The sequence below is a fragment of the Nocardia arthritidis genome, assembly GCF_011801145.1.
Taxonomy (GTDB): Bacteria; Actinomycetota; Actinomycetes; order Mycobacteriales; family Mycobacteriaceae; genus Nocardia; species Nocardia arthritidis_A.
In genome coordinates, this window is record NZ_CP046172.1 from 1,490,865 (window position 1) to 1,507,391 (window position 16,527).

At 68.2% G+C, this 16,527-nt stretch carries 15 protein-coding genes; 7 read left to right on the forward strand and 8 right to left on the reverse strand.

What is annotated here, in order from left to right; genetic code table 11:
- The first annotated feature begins 63 nt into the window (after positions 1-63).
- On the forward strand, positions 64-1,206 hold the full coding sequence (locus F5544_RS06580; RefSeq protein WP_167479020.1) for a M20 family metallopeptidase: 1,143 nt from the start codon (positions 64-66) through the stop codon (positions 1,204-1,206).
- Between the two features lie 60 nt (positions 1,207-1,266).
- On the opposite strand, the gene F5544_RS06585 is transcribed toward F5544_RS06580, so the two are convergent.
- Entirely contained in the window at positions 1,267-1,746 is a 480-nt protein-coding gene (locus F5544_RS06585) for a gamma-glutamylcyclotransferase (protein ID WP_167472356.1), read from the reverse strand.
- 204 nt (positions 1,747-1,950) lie between these two features.
- On the opposite strand from F5544_RS06585, the gene F5544_RS06590 reads away from it, so the two are divergent.
- From F5544_RS06590 to F5544_RS06605, 4 genes are all read left to right on the forward strand, one after another.
- Positions 1,951-3,354 carry an NAD(P)H-quinone dehydrogenase gene (locus tag F5544_RS06590; RefSeq protein ID WP_167472357.1) on the forward strand — a complete coding sequence of 468 codons (1,404 nt, stop codon included), beginning with the start codon at positions 1,951-1,953 and terminating at the stop codon, positions 3,352-3,354.
- 480 nt (positions 3,355-3,834) lie between these two features.
- Positions 3,835-4,857 (forward strand): hypothetical protein, encoded by a 1,023-nt coding sequence (locus F5544_RS06595; RefSeq protein ID WP_238847118.1) that lies wholly within the window; start codon positions 3,835-3,837, stop codon positions 4,855-4,857.
- Between the two features lie 76 nt (positions 4,858-4,933).
- Positions 4,934-6,178, forward strand: a complete 1,245-nt coding sequence (locus F5544_RS06600) for a hypothetical protein (RefSeq protein WP_428847120.1) — start codon at positions 4,934-4,936, stop codon at positions 6,176-6,178.
- A gap of 85 nt (positions 6,179-6,263) precedes the next feature.
- Positions 6,264-7,439 carry a PLP-dependent aminotransferase family protein gene (locus tag F5544_RS06605; protein WP_167472359.1) on the forward strand — a complete coding sequence of 392 codons (1,176 nt, stop codon included), beginning with the start codon at positions 6,264-6,266 and terminating at the stop codon, positions 7,437-7,439.
- A gap of 156 nt (positions 7,440-7,595) precedes the next feature.
- Here the strand turns inward: F5544_RS06605 and glpK are convergent, their stop codons facing one another.
- The gene (gene glpK / locus F5544_RS06610; RefSeq protein WP_167472360.1) at positions 7,596-9,095 is read right to left on the reverse strand and encodes a glycerol kinase GlpK; all 1,500 of its coding nucleotides are present in this window, start codon (positions 9,093-9,095) and stop codon (positions 7,596-7,598) included.
- A gap of 153 nt (positions 9,096-9,248) precedes the next feature.
- On the opposite strand from glpK, the gene glpD reads away from it, so the two are divergent.
- Positions 9,249-10,982 (forward strand): glycerol-3-phosphate dehydrogenase, encoded by a 1,734-nt coding sequence (gene glpD / locus F5544_RS06615; protein WP_167472361.1) that lies wholly within the window; start codon positions 9,249-9,251, stop codon positions 10,980-10,982.
- A gap of 3 nt (positions 10,983-10,985) precedes the next feature.
- Here glpD and F5544_RS06620 read toward each other — a convergent pair whose 3' ends face one another.
- From F5544_RS06620 to F5544_RS06645, 6 genes are all read right to left on the reverse strand, one after another.
- Entirely contained in the window at positions 10,986-12,230 is a 1,245-nt protein-coding gene (locus F5544_RS06620) for a sensor histidine kinase (protein ID WP_167472362.1), read from the reverse strand.
- Positions 12,231-12,271: 41 nt separating this feature from the next.
- A complete protein-coding gene (locus F5544_RS06625) occupies positions 12,272-12,931 on the reverse strand; it encodes a winged helix-turn-helix domain-containing protein (RefSeq protein ID WP_167472363.1) in 660 nt (219 codons plus the stop codon).
- Between the two features lie 94 nt (positions 12,932-13,025).
- The gene (locus F5544_RS06630) at positions 13,026-13,232 is read right to left on the reverse strand and encodes a hypothetical protein (protein ID WP_167472364.1); all 207 of its coding nucleotides are present in this window, start codon (positions 13,230-13,232) and stop codon (positions 13,026-13,028) included.
- A gap of 95 nt (positions 13,233-13,327) precedes the next feature.
- Positions 13,328-13,951: a TetR/AcrR family transcriptional regulator gene (locus tag F5544_RS06635; protein ID WP_342760414.1), complete on the reverse strand. Its 624-nt coding sequence runs from the start codon at positions 13,949-13,951 to the stop codon at positions 13,328-13,330.
- The gene (hpnE, locus tag F5544_RS06640) at positions 13,948-15,309 is read right to left on the reverse strand and encodes a hydroxysqualene dehydroxylase HpnE (protein ID WP_167472365.1); all 1,362 of its coding nucleotides are present in this window, start codon (positions 15,307-15,309) and stop codon (positions 13,948-13,950) included. Before hpnE ends, F5544_RS06635 begins: the two co-directional genes overlap by 4 nt.
- Positions 15,310-15,451: 142 nt before the next feature.
- Positions 15,452-15,592: a hypothetical protein gene (locus F5544_RS06645; RefSeq protein ID WP_167472366.1), complete on the reverse strand. Its 141-nt coding sequence runs from the start codon at positions 15,590-15,592 to the stop codon at positions 15,452-15,454.
- A gap of 211 nt (positions 15,593-15,803) precedes the next feature.
- Here F5544_RS06645 and F5544_RS06650 point away from each other — a divergent pair, with 211 nt between their 5' ends.
- Entirely contained in the window at positions 15,804-16,376 is a 573-nt protein-coding gene (locus F5544_RS06650) for a dihydrofolate reductase family protein (RefSeq protein ID WP_167472367.1), read from the forward strand.
- The last annotated feature ends 151 nt before the right edge of the window (positions 16,377-16,527 follow it).

Sequence of the window (16,527 nt, forward strand, 5' to 3'; positions counted from 1 at the left end):
TTGGGTTCGGCGGGGACAGGGGAACAGGATCGCAACGGGATCCGGATCGAATCCGGTCCGGAGGTGGTCGACCGATGGCTGGCCGAGCACACCGAGGATCTCGTGCACTGGCGCAGGCACATTCACGCCAACCCGGAGCTCTCGCGCACCGAGTTCGGCACCACCGAATTGGTCTCGACCTGGCTCACCAAGGCCGGGCTCACGCCGCAGATCCTTCCGGGCGGCACCGGTCTCATCTGCGATATCGGGCCGGACGGTCCGCGGATCGGGCTGCGCGCCGATATGGACGCGCTGCCGCTACAGGAGTTCACCGGCCTGAGCTTCGCCTCCACCGTCCCCGGCGTCTCGCACGCGTGCGGGCACGATGCGCACACCGCCATCCTGCTCGGCACGGCGCTCGCGCTGAGCGAGGTCGACGAGCTGCCGATCGGCGTGCGGCTGGTGTTCCAGCCCGCCGAGGAGGTGATGCCGGGCGGCGCCATCGATGTGGTGGCCACCGGCGCGATGGAGGGTGTCGAGCGCATCTTCGCGCTGCACTGCGATCCTCGGCTGGAGGTCGGCCGCATCGGCGTCCGGGTCGGGCCGATCACCTCCGCGGCGGATACCGTTGAGCTGGTGCTGGATTCGCCGGGCGGGCACACCTCCCGCCCACATCTGACCAGCGATCTGGTCTATGCGATCGGCACCGTGATCACCGGGCTGCCCGGGCTGCTGAGCCGCCGGATCGATCCGCGCACCAGCACCGTGATGGTGTGGGGTGCGGTGTCGGCGGGCAAGGCGCCCAACGCGATTCCGCAGACCGGCATGCTCACCGGCACCGTCCGCACCGGCGATCACGCCACCTGGTCGCTGCTGGAGCCGATGGTGCGCGAGATCGTCGACGGGCTGCTGGCCCCGACGGGCGTGCGCTACCAGTTGAACTACAAGCGCGGCGTGCCGCCGGTGGTGAACGACGAGGAGGCGGTCCGCATGTTCGAGGACGCGATTCGCCGTCTCGGCCCGGATGCGCTGGCCGACACCATGCAGTCCAGTGGTGGTGAGGACTTCTCCTGGTACTTGGAGGAGGTGCCGGGCGCGATGGCGCGGCTGGGCGTCTGGTCCGGCCACGGCGAGCAGCTGGATCTGCATCAGCCGACCTTCGATATCGACGAGCGGGCCCTCGCCGTCGGTGTCCGGGTGCTGAGCAATATCGTGCTCAACGCCTGATCGCGGCGAAAAGTGAAGTGGCCGATCCGGATTCGGGTCGGCCACTTTTATATCCGCTGTTCAGCCGGGGAAGTTGCCCGGGCCGACATTGCGGCTGTTCCTGGTGCGCAGCGCGTGCACGTAATCCTCCGGTGCGCCCGCCTTTTCGGCGGCGTCGGCGATGACACCGATGTACCTGGCCGATGGCAGGCCGCCCTCGTAGGCATCGAGCACGTACAGCCACGCGAGAGTGGGTTCCGGGTCGGCGCCGGGATTGCGGGTGACGCGTAGCCGAATCTTCTTGTGAATACCGAAATCCGAGCCCTCCCAGCGGTCGAGCCGCTGCTCGTCCTCGGGGGATACGTCGTAGAGCACCACGAAGACCCGCGAGCCCGGATCCTCGACGACGGTGGCCAGCGGCCCCTCCCACCCGATGTCGTCGCCGGCAAAGGTCAGCCGCCAACCCTCGAGCCACCCGGTTCCGGCCAGTGGCGAATGCGGGCAGCGCTCGAGCATTTGCGACGAGTCCATGTTGGACCCATAGGCGGCGTAGATCGGCACTAGGAAAGGTTAGCCAATAAAGCGGTAGGAGCGCCGATATCCGCCGGTGTTTGCGGTCCCGATATCCATAGCCCGCCGTGGAGTGATGTGCGGGTATCGAACTGACCGATGAGTAGCACGTCAGGCGAATGCGGGGCACATCACACAAGTACGGTTAGCACTGCACCGGAGATCCCGGTTCATCTGCTCGGAGCGGAGGTATCAATGACCCGCATTGCGATCATCGGTGGCGGACCGGCCGGTTACGAGGCGGCGCTGGTGGCATCCCAGCACGGCGCCTCGGTGACATTGATCGACTGCGACGGCATCGGCGGCGCGTGCGTGTTGTGGGACTGCGTCCCGTCCAAGACGTTCATCGCCTCGACCGGCGTGCGCACCGATCTGCGCCGCGCCCGCGGCCTGGGCATCAACCTCGATCCGAGCAATGCCGAGATCCAGCTGGGCGAGGTGAATGCCCGCGTCAAGGAGCTGGCGCTGGCGCAGTCCTCCGATATCCGCTCCAAACTGCAGGCGGCCGGGGTGCAGATCCTGCAGGGCCGCGGCGAATTGATCGATCCGGCCATGGGTTTGGCGGCGCATCGGGTGCTGGCCAAGCTGGCCACCGGCGTCGAGCAGACGCTGGAGGCCGAGGTGGTGCTGATCGCGACCGGTGCGAGCCCGCGGGTGCTGCCCGGCGCGGAACCGGATGGCGAGCGCATTCTGAACTGGCGCCAGCTCTACGACCTGAAGGAGCTGCCGGAGACGCTCGTGGTGGTCGGTTCCGGTGTCACCGGCGCCGAATTCGTCTCCGCGTACACCGAAATGGGTGTGCAGGTGAAGTTGGTGGCCAGCCGTGATCGCGTGCTGCCCGGCGAGGACGCCGACGCCGCCCTGGTGCTGGAGGACGCGCTCGCCGAACGCGGTGTCGAACTGGTGAAGCACGGTCGGGCCGACGCGGTGGAGCGCACCGCCGATGGCATCGTCGTGAAGCTGGCCGACGGCCGCACGGTGACCGGTTCGCACGCGCTGATGACGGTCGGTTCCACCCCGAATACCGAGAACCTCGGCCTGGAGCGCGTCGGCATCGAGCTCGACCGCGGGGGTTACCTGCGGGTGGACCGGGTTTCGCGCACCTCGGTGCCCGGCATCTACGCGGCGGGCGACTGTACCGGCCTGCTGCCGCTGGCGTCGGTCGGCGCGATGCAGGGCCGGATCGCGATGTATCACGCGCTGGGCGAGGGCGTGAGCCCGATCCGGTTGAAGACGGTGGCCTCCGCGGTGTTCACCCGTCCGGAGATCGCGACGGTCGGTGTCAGCCAGACCGCGATCGATAACGGCGAGGTGCCCGCGCGCACGGTGATGCTGCCGCTGAACACCAACCCGCGCGCCAAGATGTCGGGGCTGCGAAGGGGTTTCGTCAAGATCTTCTGCCGCCCGGCGACGGGTGTGGTGATCGGCGGTGTCGTGGTGGCCCCGATCGCCTCGGAATTGATCTTGCCGATCGCGATGGCGGTACAGAACAACCTGACCGTGAACGATCTCGCGCAGACCTTCTCGGTGTACCCGTCGCTGACCGGTTCGGTGACCGAAGCCGCACGTCAGCTCATGCGTCACGACGACCTCGACTGAGATCGCGTGGACCGCTGTGTTCGATTTGCCGCTTCGCGGCTGTTCGCGGCCCCGGGGAGTCTCGCGTCTCAGCGGTCGAGACTCGCGCCTGCGGCGCATGCGCTTCGACCGCTGAGACACGAGACGGGCCGCGAACGTCGCTCGTAAGACTCGCTCCCGGCGACTTGGCCAATCATCGGACTGTGGCCTTGTTTTCGAGGGCTTGCGATCGAGTCCGATTGTAATTGAGTACGTTTCGTTCACATTGCCTATAAGACGTACTTGTGGTTCACTTCCCGCAGAGATGCGATCGGCGGGCGGTCGCGTAGTTGTCGTTTTGGGGGAGTCGTTCTTTTCCAACAACGGGAGCGCGGCGGCCCATGGGTCGCCCTGCGACCGTGCGTCTCGACAGGGACGACTGAGCGCGGCCGGTTCGGTCGCCGCTCGGGAAAGGGATAGCGAAAAGTGAAACATCGTAAGCCAACTCGGGTGGAGCGAGCGATGGCGAGCACATCGTTGCCACTGGCCACCGCGGCCGCCGTGGCCACCCTGTTCGCGGCACCGGCGGGGGCGGCGCCGCAGGATACGCCGACCGTACCCCCGACCGTTCCGCCGACGCCCGCACCGCAGCAGCCGGGTAGCGATGTGCCGACCTCGGAGACGCCGGCGCCCAAGGCGGACAACACGCCGACGCCCGCACCGAGCCAGACGCCGAATCCGAGCCCGAGCCAGCCGGGCGTCACCACGCCGGATCCGAATCAGGCTCCGCCGAAGCCGCAGTCGCCGACTCAGCCGGGTGTGACAACGCCGCGCATCGCGCCGCTGCCGGTGCCGGGTCAGCAGGGCGGCGATATGCCCGCGGTGATGCCGGATCAGCCGGGCGTCCAGCAGCCGAAGCAGCCGGGCACCCAGCCGCAGCAGCCGGGCGGCACCCAGCCGCAGCAGCCGGGTCAAGCCAAGCCGCAGCAGCCGTCGGGCGACGCCAACAACGCCCAGCCCAAGCCGCCGGCCGATACCTTGGTGCAGCCTCCGCAGCAGCCGCGCTGGCAGTCGCCGCACCTGGAGGCCGCCCCGCAGGCCCCGGTCGTGGAGATGACCGGCCCGCACCTCGAGATCGGCGCGAACGTCGACGGCGGCGCGGTGCTGCCCGGTTTCGTGGCGAACACCCACCACTTCAGCAACAAGGACGGTTACGTCGGCACCGTCGGCTACCACACCCCGACCGGTCAGGGTGAGGCCGGCATCTCGGTGGAGTTCGTCGACATCAACACCGTCAAGGTCACCAGCTACACCGGTGGCGAGGGCCTGGCCGACAGCAAGAACACCACGGTCATCGACACCACGCAGGCGAATATCGCCAAGGCGGCGGTCGAGCACTGGATCGAATCCCAGCCGGGCGGCGCGGCGGCGTTGGAGGCGGCGCGGCATGCGGTCCCGCCGGTGCTGCCGCCGGGCGACATCGCACCGCAGACGGCCGATGTGGGTGGCGTCACCACCCAGTGGGGTGGTTCACTCCAGTACTGACACGTGCTGGTTCCATGGGTGGGGCGGTCGTTCGCGACCGCCCCACCCGTGTGTCCCGGGGAGAAAGGATGTGGGCTTGGCCACCGAGGGTGACGCGAAGGGTGACGAGCCGGATCGGCCCGCGTCGGCATTCGGTCCGCCCGTCTCCGACTCCACCGGTTCGGCTCCCGAATCGACCGGTCCGGAGGGCGAATTCGGTCCGCCCGTAGGCGAATTCGGTCCGCCGGTTGGTGAATTCGGTCCGCCGATGGGTGAATTCGGTCCACCGGTTGGCGAGTTCGGTCCGCCAGTTGGCGAGTACGGTCCGCCGATGGGTGAATTCGGTCGGCCCATGGCTGAATCCGGCCCCTCCGCAGCCGAATTCGGTCCGCCGGTCGGTGAGTTCGGCCCGCCCGCAACCGAATCCGGCCCTTCCGCAGCCGAATTGCGGCACTCGACAACGGAACCCGGCCAGCCCGGAGCCGAGTTCGGGCCGCCCACAGCGGAATTCGGCGCCCCGGTGTCCGAATCCGGTGCCGCCGAACATCCCGAGCTCATCTGGCGGCCCGCCGACGATACGCCCGCGCCGCCGCCGCAGTATCGCGCGCCGGATTCGTCCGGGTATCCGACGCCGTCGCAGGACCAACCCGACGAGACCGAGCGGGAGCGGTGGTGGCAGCAATCGACCGATTCGGGTGGTGTGCCGGTGCCGCCGCCTCCCGCTTCGCCGCAGTCGAGGCTGTCCTGGTCCGAGGATCCGATCGCGCAGCGGCTCGCGCCCGGTTTCCAGAAGCCGCCCCCGGGTCAGCCGGGGTCGAAGAAGCGCACCTGGTTGATCGTGCTCGGCACCGCCGCCGCGCTGGCGGTGATCGTCGGCCTCGCCTTCACCATCGTCGCGGTGACCCGCAGCGGCGGCGGCACCGAGACGACCGCCGCCCTCGTGCCGACCAGCACCAAGGCCGAGCTGAGCTGTCCGCCGATCAAGGACGGCAAGGTGACGCAGAGCAACGGTCCCGGCGACACCGCCTCCGGCCCCGGCGCCATCCTCGGCTTCCAGTACGCGTTCTACGTGCAGCGCAGCGGGGAGCAGGCCAGGAAGTTCGTCGCATCGGACACTGTGAACGTTTCGACGGCCGACATCATCCAGAAGGCCATCGACGAGCAGATCCCGGTCGGCACCACGCACTGCCTGCGGATCGTGGAGACCGCGCCGGAGACATACGACGTCGACCTCACCGAGCATCGGCCGGACGGTGCGACCCGGGTATATCTGCAGACGGTGAATACGGCGAACCGGGACGGCAAGGAGCTGGTCTACTCGATCAAGAACCGGGGCGAGTGACCGTTCCCAATATTTGGGAAATTAATTTCATATCCTGGTAGCGGTGTGCCAAAGTGGAGTATTCGCGTCTCCCTCGGAGGTACCCATGTCGCCGACCATCCCATCGCTCGCGGGCAAGCTCGGCGGACTACAGAGCTCGGCGATTCGTGACCTGCTGAAGCTCACCGTCCGCCCCGACATCATCGGGCTGGCCGGTGGCCTGCCGGATGCGGAACTGATGCCGAGGGAACGGATCGCCGTCGCGGCGGATGCGGCGCTGCGCGACAGCGCCTGCCTGCAGTACACCGAATCGCCGGGGTGGGCGCCGCTGCGCGCGGTGCTCGCGGAGCGGGAGTCGGCGCGGCTCGGGCGCACCGTCGGGCTGTCCGAGGTGTTCGTGACACACGGTTCACAACAGGCGCTTTCGCTGCTCGCCGAGGTGCTGCTCGATCCGGGGGCGCTGGTGATCGTCGAGGATCCGGCGTATGTCGGTGCGCTGCAAGTGTTCCGGGCCGCCGGGGCGCGGATCGTCGCGGTGCCGCTGGACCGTGAAGGCATGCGGATCGACGCGCTCACCGAGCTGCTCGAGCGCGGGGAACGCCCGGCGTTGGTGCATACGGTCAGCAATTTCCACAACCCCGGTGGGGTGACGATGGCCGAGCACCGCAGGCGTGAACTCGCCGAACTCGCACAGCGGTACGGCTTTTGGGTGATCGAGGACGATCCGTACGGCGAGCTGTGGTTCGACCGGCCCGCGCCGGCGCCGATCGCGTCCTACTCGCACAACGTGATTCGACTATCCAGCGCGTCCAAGATCCTCTCGCCCGCGCTGCGCGTCGGCTGGCTGGTCGCGCCGGACGCGGTGTGCCGCGGCGTCGAGTTGCTGAAACAGGGCGCCGATCTTTGTGGTTCGGCGCTCACCCACCAGATCACCGCCGATCTGCTTGCCGACGAGAGCTGGCTGGCCGGACACGTCGACTCGGTGCGCACCGCCTACGGCGCCCGCGCCAAGGCGCTGGTGCACGCGTTCCGCGCGACCTTCGGCGATCGCGCGAGCTGTACCGACGCCGCGGGCGGGATGTTCGTCTGGGCCGATTTCACCGACGGCACCGATACGGCCGACCTACTGCCGCGCGCCCTGGAGCACGGCGTCGCATATGTGCCCGGTTCGGCCTTCGCCGTCGATGGGGGCTACCGGAATTCGCTGCGCATGTGCTTCACCACCTCCGATGAGGCGACGCTCACCGAGGCGATCGACCGGATGGCTCGCGCCGTCGGCTGAGATGAGTGCCGCGCGCGGGAACTCGGCTCGGCGCGGGCGGAGGTCGGCTGCACCCAAGCGCGGCCATGGTGAGTGCCGGGCGACCGAGCTCGACCTGGCGCAAGTCGCGGGCGGCAGCGCCTAGGTGTGGAAGTCTTTGTCGTGCAACAGGTTTGCTCAGTCGACCCAGTTGTAGGTGCGTTCGACGGCCTTGTTCCATGCGACCAGGTAGTTGTACCGGTCGGCCTCGGACATGGTCGGCTCCCATGTTTTGTCGGCGGTCCAGTTGGCGCGGATGTCGTCGGTGCCGGACCAGTAGCCCACCGCGAGCCCGGCGGCGTAGGCGGCGCCGAGCGCGGTGGTCTCGTTGACCACCGGGCGCACCACCGGCACGTCGAGGATGTCGGACTGGAACTGCATGAGCAGTTCGTTGCCGACCATGCCGCCGTCCACCTTCAGCGTGGTCAATTCCAGTCCGAGGTGCTGGGATTCGGCGTCGGCGCGCATCGCGTCGACCACCTCGCGGGTCTGGAACGCGGTGGATTCCAGCACCGCCCGCGCCAGGTGCGCCTTGTTCACGAACCGGGTGAGCCCGGCGATCACGCCGCGCGCGTCCGGCCGCCAGCGCGGCGCGAACAGGCCGGAGAACGCGGGCACGATGTATGCGCCGCCATTGTCGGCGACACTGCTTGCCAGCGGCTCGATTTCGTCCGCGGACCCGATGATGCCGAGGTTGTCCCGGAACCACTGCACCAGCGATCCGGTGACCGCGATGGAACCCTCCAGCGCGTAGACGGCCGGTTCCTGGCCGAGCCGGTAGCACACGGTGGTGAGCAGTCCGTGATTGCTGGGCACGGGCGTGGTGCCCGTGTTCAACAGCATGAAATTGCCTGTGCCGTAAGTATTCTTGGCCTCGCCGGGGGTGAGGCAGGCCTGGCCGAAGGTGGCCGCCTGCTGGTCGCCGAGTATGCCCGCGACCGGAATACCGGCCAGCGGCCCCGAGTTGATCTCCGCGTACACCTCGGACGAACTGCGAATCTGCGGAAGTATCGAGGACGGCACCCCGAATTCCGCGCACAGCTCCGAATCCCATTGCAGCGTGCGCAGATTCATCAACATGGTGCGTGAGGCATTGGTGACGTCGGTGATGTGCTGCCCGGTGAGATTCCACAGCACCCAGCTGTCCATGGTGCCGAAGCACAGCTCGCCCGCCTCGGCGCGCTCCTTGGCGCCGTCGACGTGGTCCAGGATCCAGCGCAGCTTCGGCCCGGCGAAGTAGGTGGACAGCGGCAGCCCGGTGCGCTCCTGGTAGCGGTTCGGGCCGTATTCGCCGCCGAGTTCGATGGCCAGCCGGTCGGTGCGGGTGTCCTGCCAGACGATGGCGTTGTGAATCGGCTTGCCGGACTTGCGATCCCACACCACGGTGGTCTCGCGCTGATTGGTCACGCCGACCGCGGCGATCTCGTCGGCCCGCACGCCCGCGCGCTCCAGGACCTCGCCGAGCACCGATTCGGTGTTGCGCCAGATGCTTTCGGGATCGTGCTCGACCCAACCCGGGCGCGGGAAGATCTGCTCGTGCTCCCGCTGGGCGACGCCGACGACGTGTCCACGCCGGTCGAAGACGATGCACCGGCTCGAAGTCGTGCCCTGATCGATGGCGGCCACATAGCGACGCATTCGTGCAGGTTACTAAACCGGACGCGCCGAAGACGGCATATCGGGCCGCCCCGCGCCGGGCGACACGGCCCGGGCGCGGTCGGGGCGAAACGCGGCGTTTCGCATAACCTGTACCAGAAAGCTCGATCGCACACCCGGCTGGAGGAGTCGAGCATGACCAAGAAACCGGAATCGCAGGCGCTCGGTCCGGAGCAGCGGCGGGCGGCGTGGGAACGGTTCGGTAAGGATCACTTCGATGTGGTCGTCATCGGGGGCGGCGTGGTCGGCGCTGGTATCGCCCTGGACGCGGCCACCCGCGGCTTGCAGGTGGCCCTGGTCGAGGCCCGCGATCTGGCCTCCGGGACATCCAGCCGGTCGTCGAAGATGTTCCACGGCGGCCTGCGGTATCTGGAACAGCTGGAGTTCGGGCTGGTGCGCGAGGCGCTGCGGGAGCGCGAACTCGCGCTGTCGATGCTTGCCCCGCATCTGGTGAAGCCGCTGCGTTTCCTCTACCCGCTCACCCACCGGGTGTGGGAGCGGCCGTACGTCGCCTCCGGGCTGGTGCTCTACGACACCATGGGCGGCGCGAAATCCGTTCCCGGACAACATCATCTGAGTAGGCACGGGGCGCTCCGGCTGGCCCCCGGGCTCAAGCGGAGCGCGCTGATCGGCGGCGTCACCTACTACGACACCGTCGTCGACGATGCCAGGCACACCATGACCGTCGCCCGCACCGCGGCACACTACGGCGCGGTGATCCGCACCTCCACCCAGGTGGTCGGCTTCCTGCGCGAGGCGGACCGGGTGGTCGGGGTGAAGATCCGCGACAGCGAGGACGGCCGCACCGGCGAGGTGCGCGCGCACGTGGTGATCAACGCGACCGGCGTGTGGACCGACGAGGTGCAGGCGCTGTCGAACAACCGGGGCCGGTTCCACGTGCGCGCCTCCAAGGGCGTGCACATCGTGGTGCCGCGCGACCGCATCGTCAGCGATGCCGCGATCATCCTGCGCACCCCCACCTCGGTGCTGTTCGTCATCCCGTGGGGCGCGCACTGGATCATCGGCACCACCGACACCGACTGGAATCTGGACCTCGCGCATCCGGCGGCGACCAAGGCCGATATCGACTACCTGCTGGACCGGGTGAACCAGGTGCTGGTCACCCCGCTCACCCACGACGATATCGACGGCGTCTACGCGGGCCTGCGCCCACTGTTGGCCGGTGAGAGCGACGAGACCTCGAAACTGTCCCGCGAGCACGCGGTGGCCAGGGTCGCGCCCGGACTGGTCGGCATCGCGGGCGGTAAGTACACCACCTATCGGGTGATGGCCTACGATGCGATGGACGAAGCGGCACAGGACATTCCGGCCCGAGTCTCGCCATCGATCACCGAGAAGGTGCCGCTGCTCGGCGCCGACGGCTATTTCGCGCTGGTCAACCAGACCGTGCAGCTGGCCGAGGCGTACGGCGTGCATCCCTACCGGATCAAGCATCTGCTCGACCGCTACGGCTCGCTGATCGACGAGGTGATGGCCATGGCGGCGGGCAAACCCGAACTGCTGCAACCGATTACCGACGCCCCGTCGTACCTTCAGGTGGAGGTGGTGTACGCGGCGGCGGCCGAGGGCGCGCTGCACCTGGACGACATCCTGGCCCGCCGCACCCGCATCTCGATCGAATACTCGCACCGCGGCTCGCACTGCGCCGAACAGGTCGCGCAGTTGGTCGCGCCGGTGCTCGGCTGGGACGAGGATGAAATCGACCGCGAGGTAAGGACTTATCAGGCGCGGGTGGACGCCGAGGTGCGCTCGCAGACCCAACCCGACGACGCCTCGGCCGACGCGCTGCGCATCGCCGCGCCGGAACCGCGCCCGGAGATCCTGGAGCCGGTGCGGGCCGAGGGCTGAAATTCAGCCGCCGAGCCCGGGCGGCGGAAGGGTGATGGTCGCGATGGTGCCGCCGCCCGGCGCCGGCTCCATTGTCGCTGTGCCGCCGTGCAATTCGGCGATCCAGGCGACCAACGACAGCCCGATGCCGCTGCCGCGTCCGCTGGTGACGCCGCGCTGGAACGGATTGCTGGACAGCTGCGGGTTCAGCCCGGCGCCGTGGTCGCGCACGCTGACCCGGCCCTCGGCCACGTAAACCTCCACCGGCGCATGCGGATTCACCGCGCCGTGGGTGATGGCGTTCTCGATCAGATTGCGAATGGCCAGGCTCAACAGCGCCGGATCGCCGACGATCACCGATGGATTGGCTTGCACCACAACGTTTTTGCCGGTGAATTCGTCGGCGACCGATTCGGTGAGCTGGTCGAGCAGCAGCTGCACCCGCTCCATGGTGGTGACGCCCGCCTGCATCCTGGCCCTGGCCAGCAGCCCGGCCACGATCCGCTCCATCCGGTCACCGAGTGCGCGGGCATCGGCCAGCGCCCGCTCCAATTCGTGCGGGTTGCGCCGCCGCGGCTCGCTGACCAGCCGCAGCGTCGCCAGCGGCGTGCGCAGCTCGTGCGCGGCGTCGCCGAGGAAGCGTTCCTGCTCGTCCACCATTACGACGGCCTGTCGGATGCTGCGCCCGGAAAGCAGGTGCGCGGCGATCGCGGCCAGCGTGACCAGTACCAGCCCGCCGACGATCAGACCCCACAGCAGCAGCGCCCGATCACGGTCGTGCGCACCGGGATTGGTGCCGACGATGATCGCCGCCTGCACCTGCGAATCGGGCCAGCTGACCGGTGAGACCGCCAGCCGCACCGGTCTGCCGACGCTGTCGGTGCTGCTCTTGAAATGGGTGCCCGCGGTGCCGGGTACGGAGATATCGTCGGCGAGCGCCTTGATGCCGTCCTTCTTCGGCAGCCAGGAGTTCAGGTGCTCGTACACCGTTTTCCATTTGCCGTCGCTGGTGTCGGTGAGCACCATGACGGCCATCTCGCCGTTGGCCAGGTCGTCGCCCTGCAGCGCGCTGGCATCGATGGTGTCGTCCTGCAGCACCAGGGCGCGCTGCACCCCGGCCACCACCCGGTCCAGCGCGTCGTCCACGGCTTGGTCGCGGGAGCGCGCGTCGATGGTCGCCGCGACGGCGCCGAGGATGATCAGGCTCAGCGCGGCGATCGTTGTGATGAGCGCGGTCAGTTGCCAGCGGGTGCGCCGGAGCCGGGCCACCGCGGGACGCGCGTCGGATGAGGACAGTGTGGTGGAAATCTTCAGGTTCCGATCATGAATCCGGTGCCGCGAATGGTTTCGATCACCGGGGGAGCTCCGAGCTTGCGGCGCAGCTGCGCGATCACGGCGTCGACAACGTTGGATGCCGGTTCGGCCATTTCGTCCCAGCAGCATTCGATGAGTTCGGTGCGGGAGACGACGCTGCCCGCGCGGGCGGCGAGCAGTTCGAGCACGGCGAATTCCTTCGGGGTCAGCGACCGCAGGATTCCGGCGCGCATGACGCGGCGGCGGGGTAGATCGATATCGATATCGCCGAGTACGAGCCGCGACGGCGCGGGCTGTTCCCGGCGGCGGCACAGCGCGCGCACCCTGGCCGCGAGTTCGGCCAGGGCGAACGGTTTGACCAGGTAGTCGTCGGCGCCGTGCTCGAAGCCGGCGATCCGGTCGGCCAGGCCGTCGCGGGCGGTGAGCATTAGCACCGGAACACGCTGTCCGGCCTGACGTTTGGCCGCGACCAGCTGCAGGCCGTCGCCGTCGGGCAGGCCGCGGTCGACGACGAGGCAGTCGTAGGTGTTGACGGAGATCTTCAGATCGGCATCGGCGAGATGATGGGCGAGGTCCACCGCGAACCCGGCCGAACGCAATCCCGCCGCTACCTCATTGCCAAGGCCTTCGTCGTCCTCAACTACCAGAACTCGCACGAGGTCAGAGAATAGGGTATTTCACTGTTGGTGCGCAGTTCGGCAACCGGTGAGTGGCCCCGACAGGCGCGGCCACTCGATGCGCGGACTCGAATCAGTAGGTGTACAGGTCGAAGCTCACGCCGTCCTGGGCGTACCGGCACTCCCACTGGGTGCCGCCGGTCTTCGGCGAGTTGCCGTCGGCCTGGCAAGCCTCGAGCGTCGCGTAGTTGCCGATGTAATCGGCGTGCGCGATCCCGGTGCCCGCGGCGAGGGCGGCGACGGCGAGCGCGGAGGCGGCGATGGCGGACTTGAGCTGCATGGTGTTCTCTCCCTTTCGTTGGGCGCCTCGAGCGGCGCGGGACAAGAAAACCAATGCCTCCGTGAGAATTTCGTGATGCACTCCGAAAGTGCTGGTCAGCGCGGCCTGCGGGCCTCGGCGCCCGCCGCCCAGCCCACCAGCTCGCGGATGTAGTGCAGCACCACCTCGTCGGGATAGCGTTGCGGGTTGTCCAGGTGCAGCCGGGCCAGTTCCTCCAGGGCCGCCAGCAGGATTCGCTCGGTGGGTCCGTTCGGATCCACTTCGACACCGGCGAACCGGGACAGGTGCCTGGCCCCGACCGCGCGCGCATAGGAGCGCCCGAGTTCCAGCCGGGCACGCAGATTCGGCGGTCCACCGTCCGGCGGGCTGAGCATGATCTGCCAGCTGGTCGGCGCGGCGTGCAGATAGGCGAGGATGCCCTCGGCCACCTGATCGATGGTGTCGGCGGCCCAGTCGACGCTGCTGACACCGGATAGCGCGATACTCGTTTCGCGGTCGAGCAGCGCGGTCATCAGCCCGTTCAGATCGGTGAACTGCTGATACACCAGTGCCCGCGCCACGTCGGCCTCGCGGGCGACGCGCTCGATGGTCACCGCGCCGAAACCATCGGCGCCGACGATATCCCTTGCCACGTCCAGTAATTGGGCCCGTCGATCGGTCGCCGACATGCGGCGCTTCGGTGCTGTCGACTCCGGGCCGGTCCGCCCCGCAGTGTTCACGAATGAGACGGTAGCGCAAGCAGTAGCTCCACCGCCCTGGCGGCGCTCTGCACCGCGCTCTCCATGGTGGCCGACCAGTCGGTCGCGGTCCAGTCGCCCGCCAGCACCAGCGTCGGCACCGAGGTGCGCTGGTCCGGGCGCAGCCCGTGCGTGCCGACCACTTGGGAGAAGGTGGCGCGCGGCATTTTGACCACCTGTGCCGCAACGACTTTCGCGTCGTGGGCGGCCGGGTAGTAGCGGCGCAGCAGCTCGACCTGTTCGGTGACGATCTCCTCGTTGGACTTGTGGATCTGCTCGTACGCACCGCTGGTGGTCAGGCAGTAGAGCCAGGCCCGCTCGGTATCGCGGCCGGTCATCCGCTGCCGGTCGAAGACCTCGTCGATCACGCCCGTGCCGCCGATCAGCGCCTCGAATTCGGATTTGGTGCCCAGCGGCCGGTCCAGATACAGGTTGGTGCTCACGATCGGGGTGTAGCCGAGTTTGTCGGCGGCCGCGTACAACTCGGCGTGTTCGGGCAGGTCGTCGAGCAGCCCGCCGACGGCCGAATTGGGCACCGCGCAGACCACCGCGTCGGCGGGCAGCACCGAGCCGTCGGCGAGCACGACGCCGGTGACCCGCCCGTCGGCGATCTGAATGCGCCGGGCCACCGCGCGATAGCGCACCTCGACGCCGTGCTTTTCGAAGTAGCGCAGTGCGCCGGTGATGTAGAGGGTGTCCAGATCGGTGGTCGGATAGCCGATGGTCGCGGGTCGGCGGTGTTTGACGCCGAGCCGGATGCCGGTGGCCATCACATCGGCGAGCACCTTCGCCGACTCCTGCCGCACCGGCTCCGCCGCGACCCCGAGCGCGAGCCAATCCCAAAGTGCTTCACGGGCTTTCGCTGGCATGCCGATCCGCTGGAACCACTGCTCGGTGGTCAGGTCGGCGAGGTCGGCCGGTTGACGCAGGCACTGCCAGCCCAGGCGCAGCGTGGCCAGCAGCGCGCGGGCCCGCTCGACCGGGCTCGCGTCCGGATGCGCGCCGGATAGTGTGCGCAGCGCGCCGAGGCCCTTTGTATGCATGATGACGGCGCGGCCGCCGGGCCAGCGCAGCGTGCCCTGGTGCGGGAACTTGACGTACTGCCTGGTGCCGATGGTGCTCAGATAGCGGAACAGGTGGTCGTAGCCGCTGGCGATCACGTGCTGGCCGTTGTCGGGCGGATCGTCGACGGCGTCGACCGTCATGGCGTGGGTGCGTCCGCCGAGCCTGCCGCGGCGCTCCAACAGCGTCACCCGCTTACCCGCCTCGGCCAGCCAGACCGCGGCCGCGAGACCGGCCAGACCGCCGCCGATGACGACGTATTGTCGGGAATCGTTCATCGCCGCACTCCCTTTGGTGCTCGCGCGCGGTCGCCTTCGGACTGGTGGCTGGTCACCGAGCTACGGTGCGCGGCTATTCCGGTGTGGATGGGGACAGCGCTTAACTTACAATTCGTAAGTTAAGCGCGATTCCGGCGGCGGGTCAAGGGTGAACCGACAGCGACGGCGGCGTGGTATTCCGGTGCTCCGGCGAATCCTGATGCAGCAGAAGATAACCGAAGACCGCCGTGATGGCGGCGGCGAACGCGGCGGCGAGCAGCCGCGCCGCGATCGCGAGCAGCATGCGCCTGCCCTTCCGCGATGTAGCCACCATTTCTCACTCCCGCATCGTGTGCCCGTTGTGTGCCGCAAGGGGTGTCGGCCGCGGGCCGCCCAGTGTTAGCAACTGTGCGGCAACTTGCATTGTGTGCGATGTTCGACGTGAGATGTCGCAGGCGCGGCGGTAGCCCTTGTTTGCTATGCTCTGTTCGACGGATTGTCGGTACGCTGCCGCCATGCGCACCCTGATCAGCACCGCCTTCATCTCCCTCGACGGCGTCATGGAGGCTCCGGGTGGCGAACCCGGCTACCGCAATTCCGGATGGACCTTCAAGAACATCGAATTCGTGCCCGAGGCATACGAGATCAAGCAGCGCGAGCAGGACGAATCCACCGCGATCCTGCTGGGCCGGGTCAGCTACCAGGCCTTCAGTCCGGTGTGGCCGAAGATGGCGGAGTTCAGCGGCTACAAGGCCATGCCGAAATACGTCGTCTCGACCACCCTGACCGACCAGGACCTGGTCGCCGACTGGGGGCAGACCACGATCCTGCGCACACTCGACGAGGTCGCCGCGCTCAAACAGACCGAAGGCGGCCCGATCATCGTCCACGGCAGCGCCGCCCTGAACCACGGCCTCGCCGACGCGGGCCTCATCGACCGCTACCACCTGCTCGTCTTCCCGCTGCTGCTTGGTGCGGGCAAGCGACTGTTCCCCGCGACGGACAAAGACGCCCAGAAGCTGAAGCTGGTCGAATCCGAGGTCTACTCGAATGGGTTGCAGAAGAACGTCTTCGACGTCGTTCACTGAACGCGACCCTTGGAATCCGCGTAGCGATCGGCGTCGCGCGTATGGGAAGCCGGAATCTATGCGGTAGCAGCGTCATTCGGCATGCGCGCCCGGGCCGAGTGTGAGTTCCCGCATGGTGGTTGGTTTCTCGGGTATGCGATAGCTGGCGCGG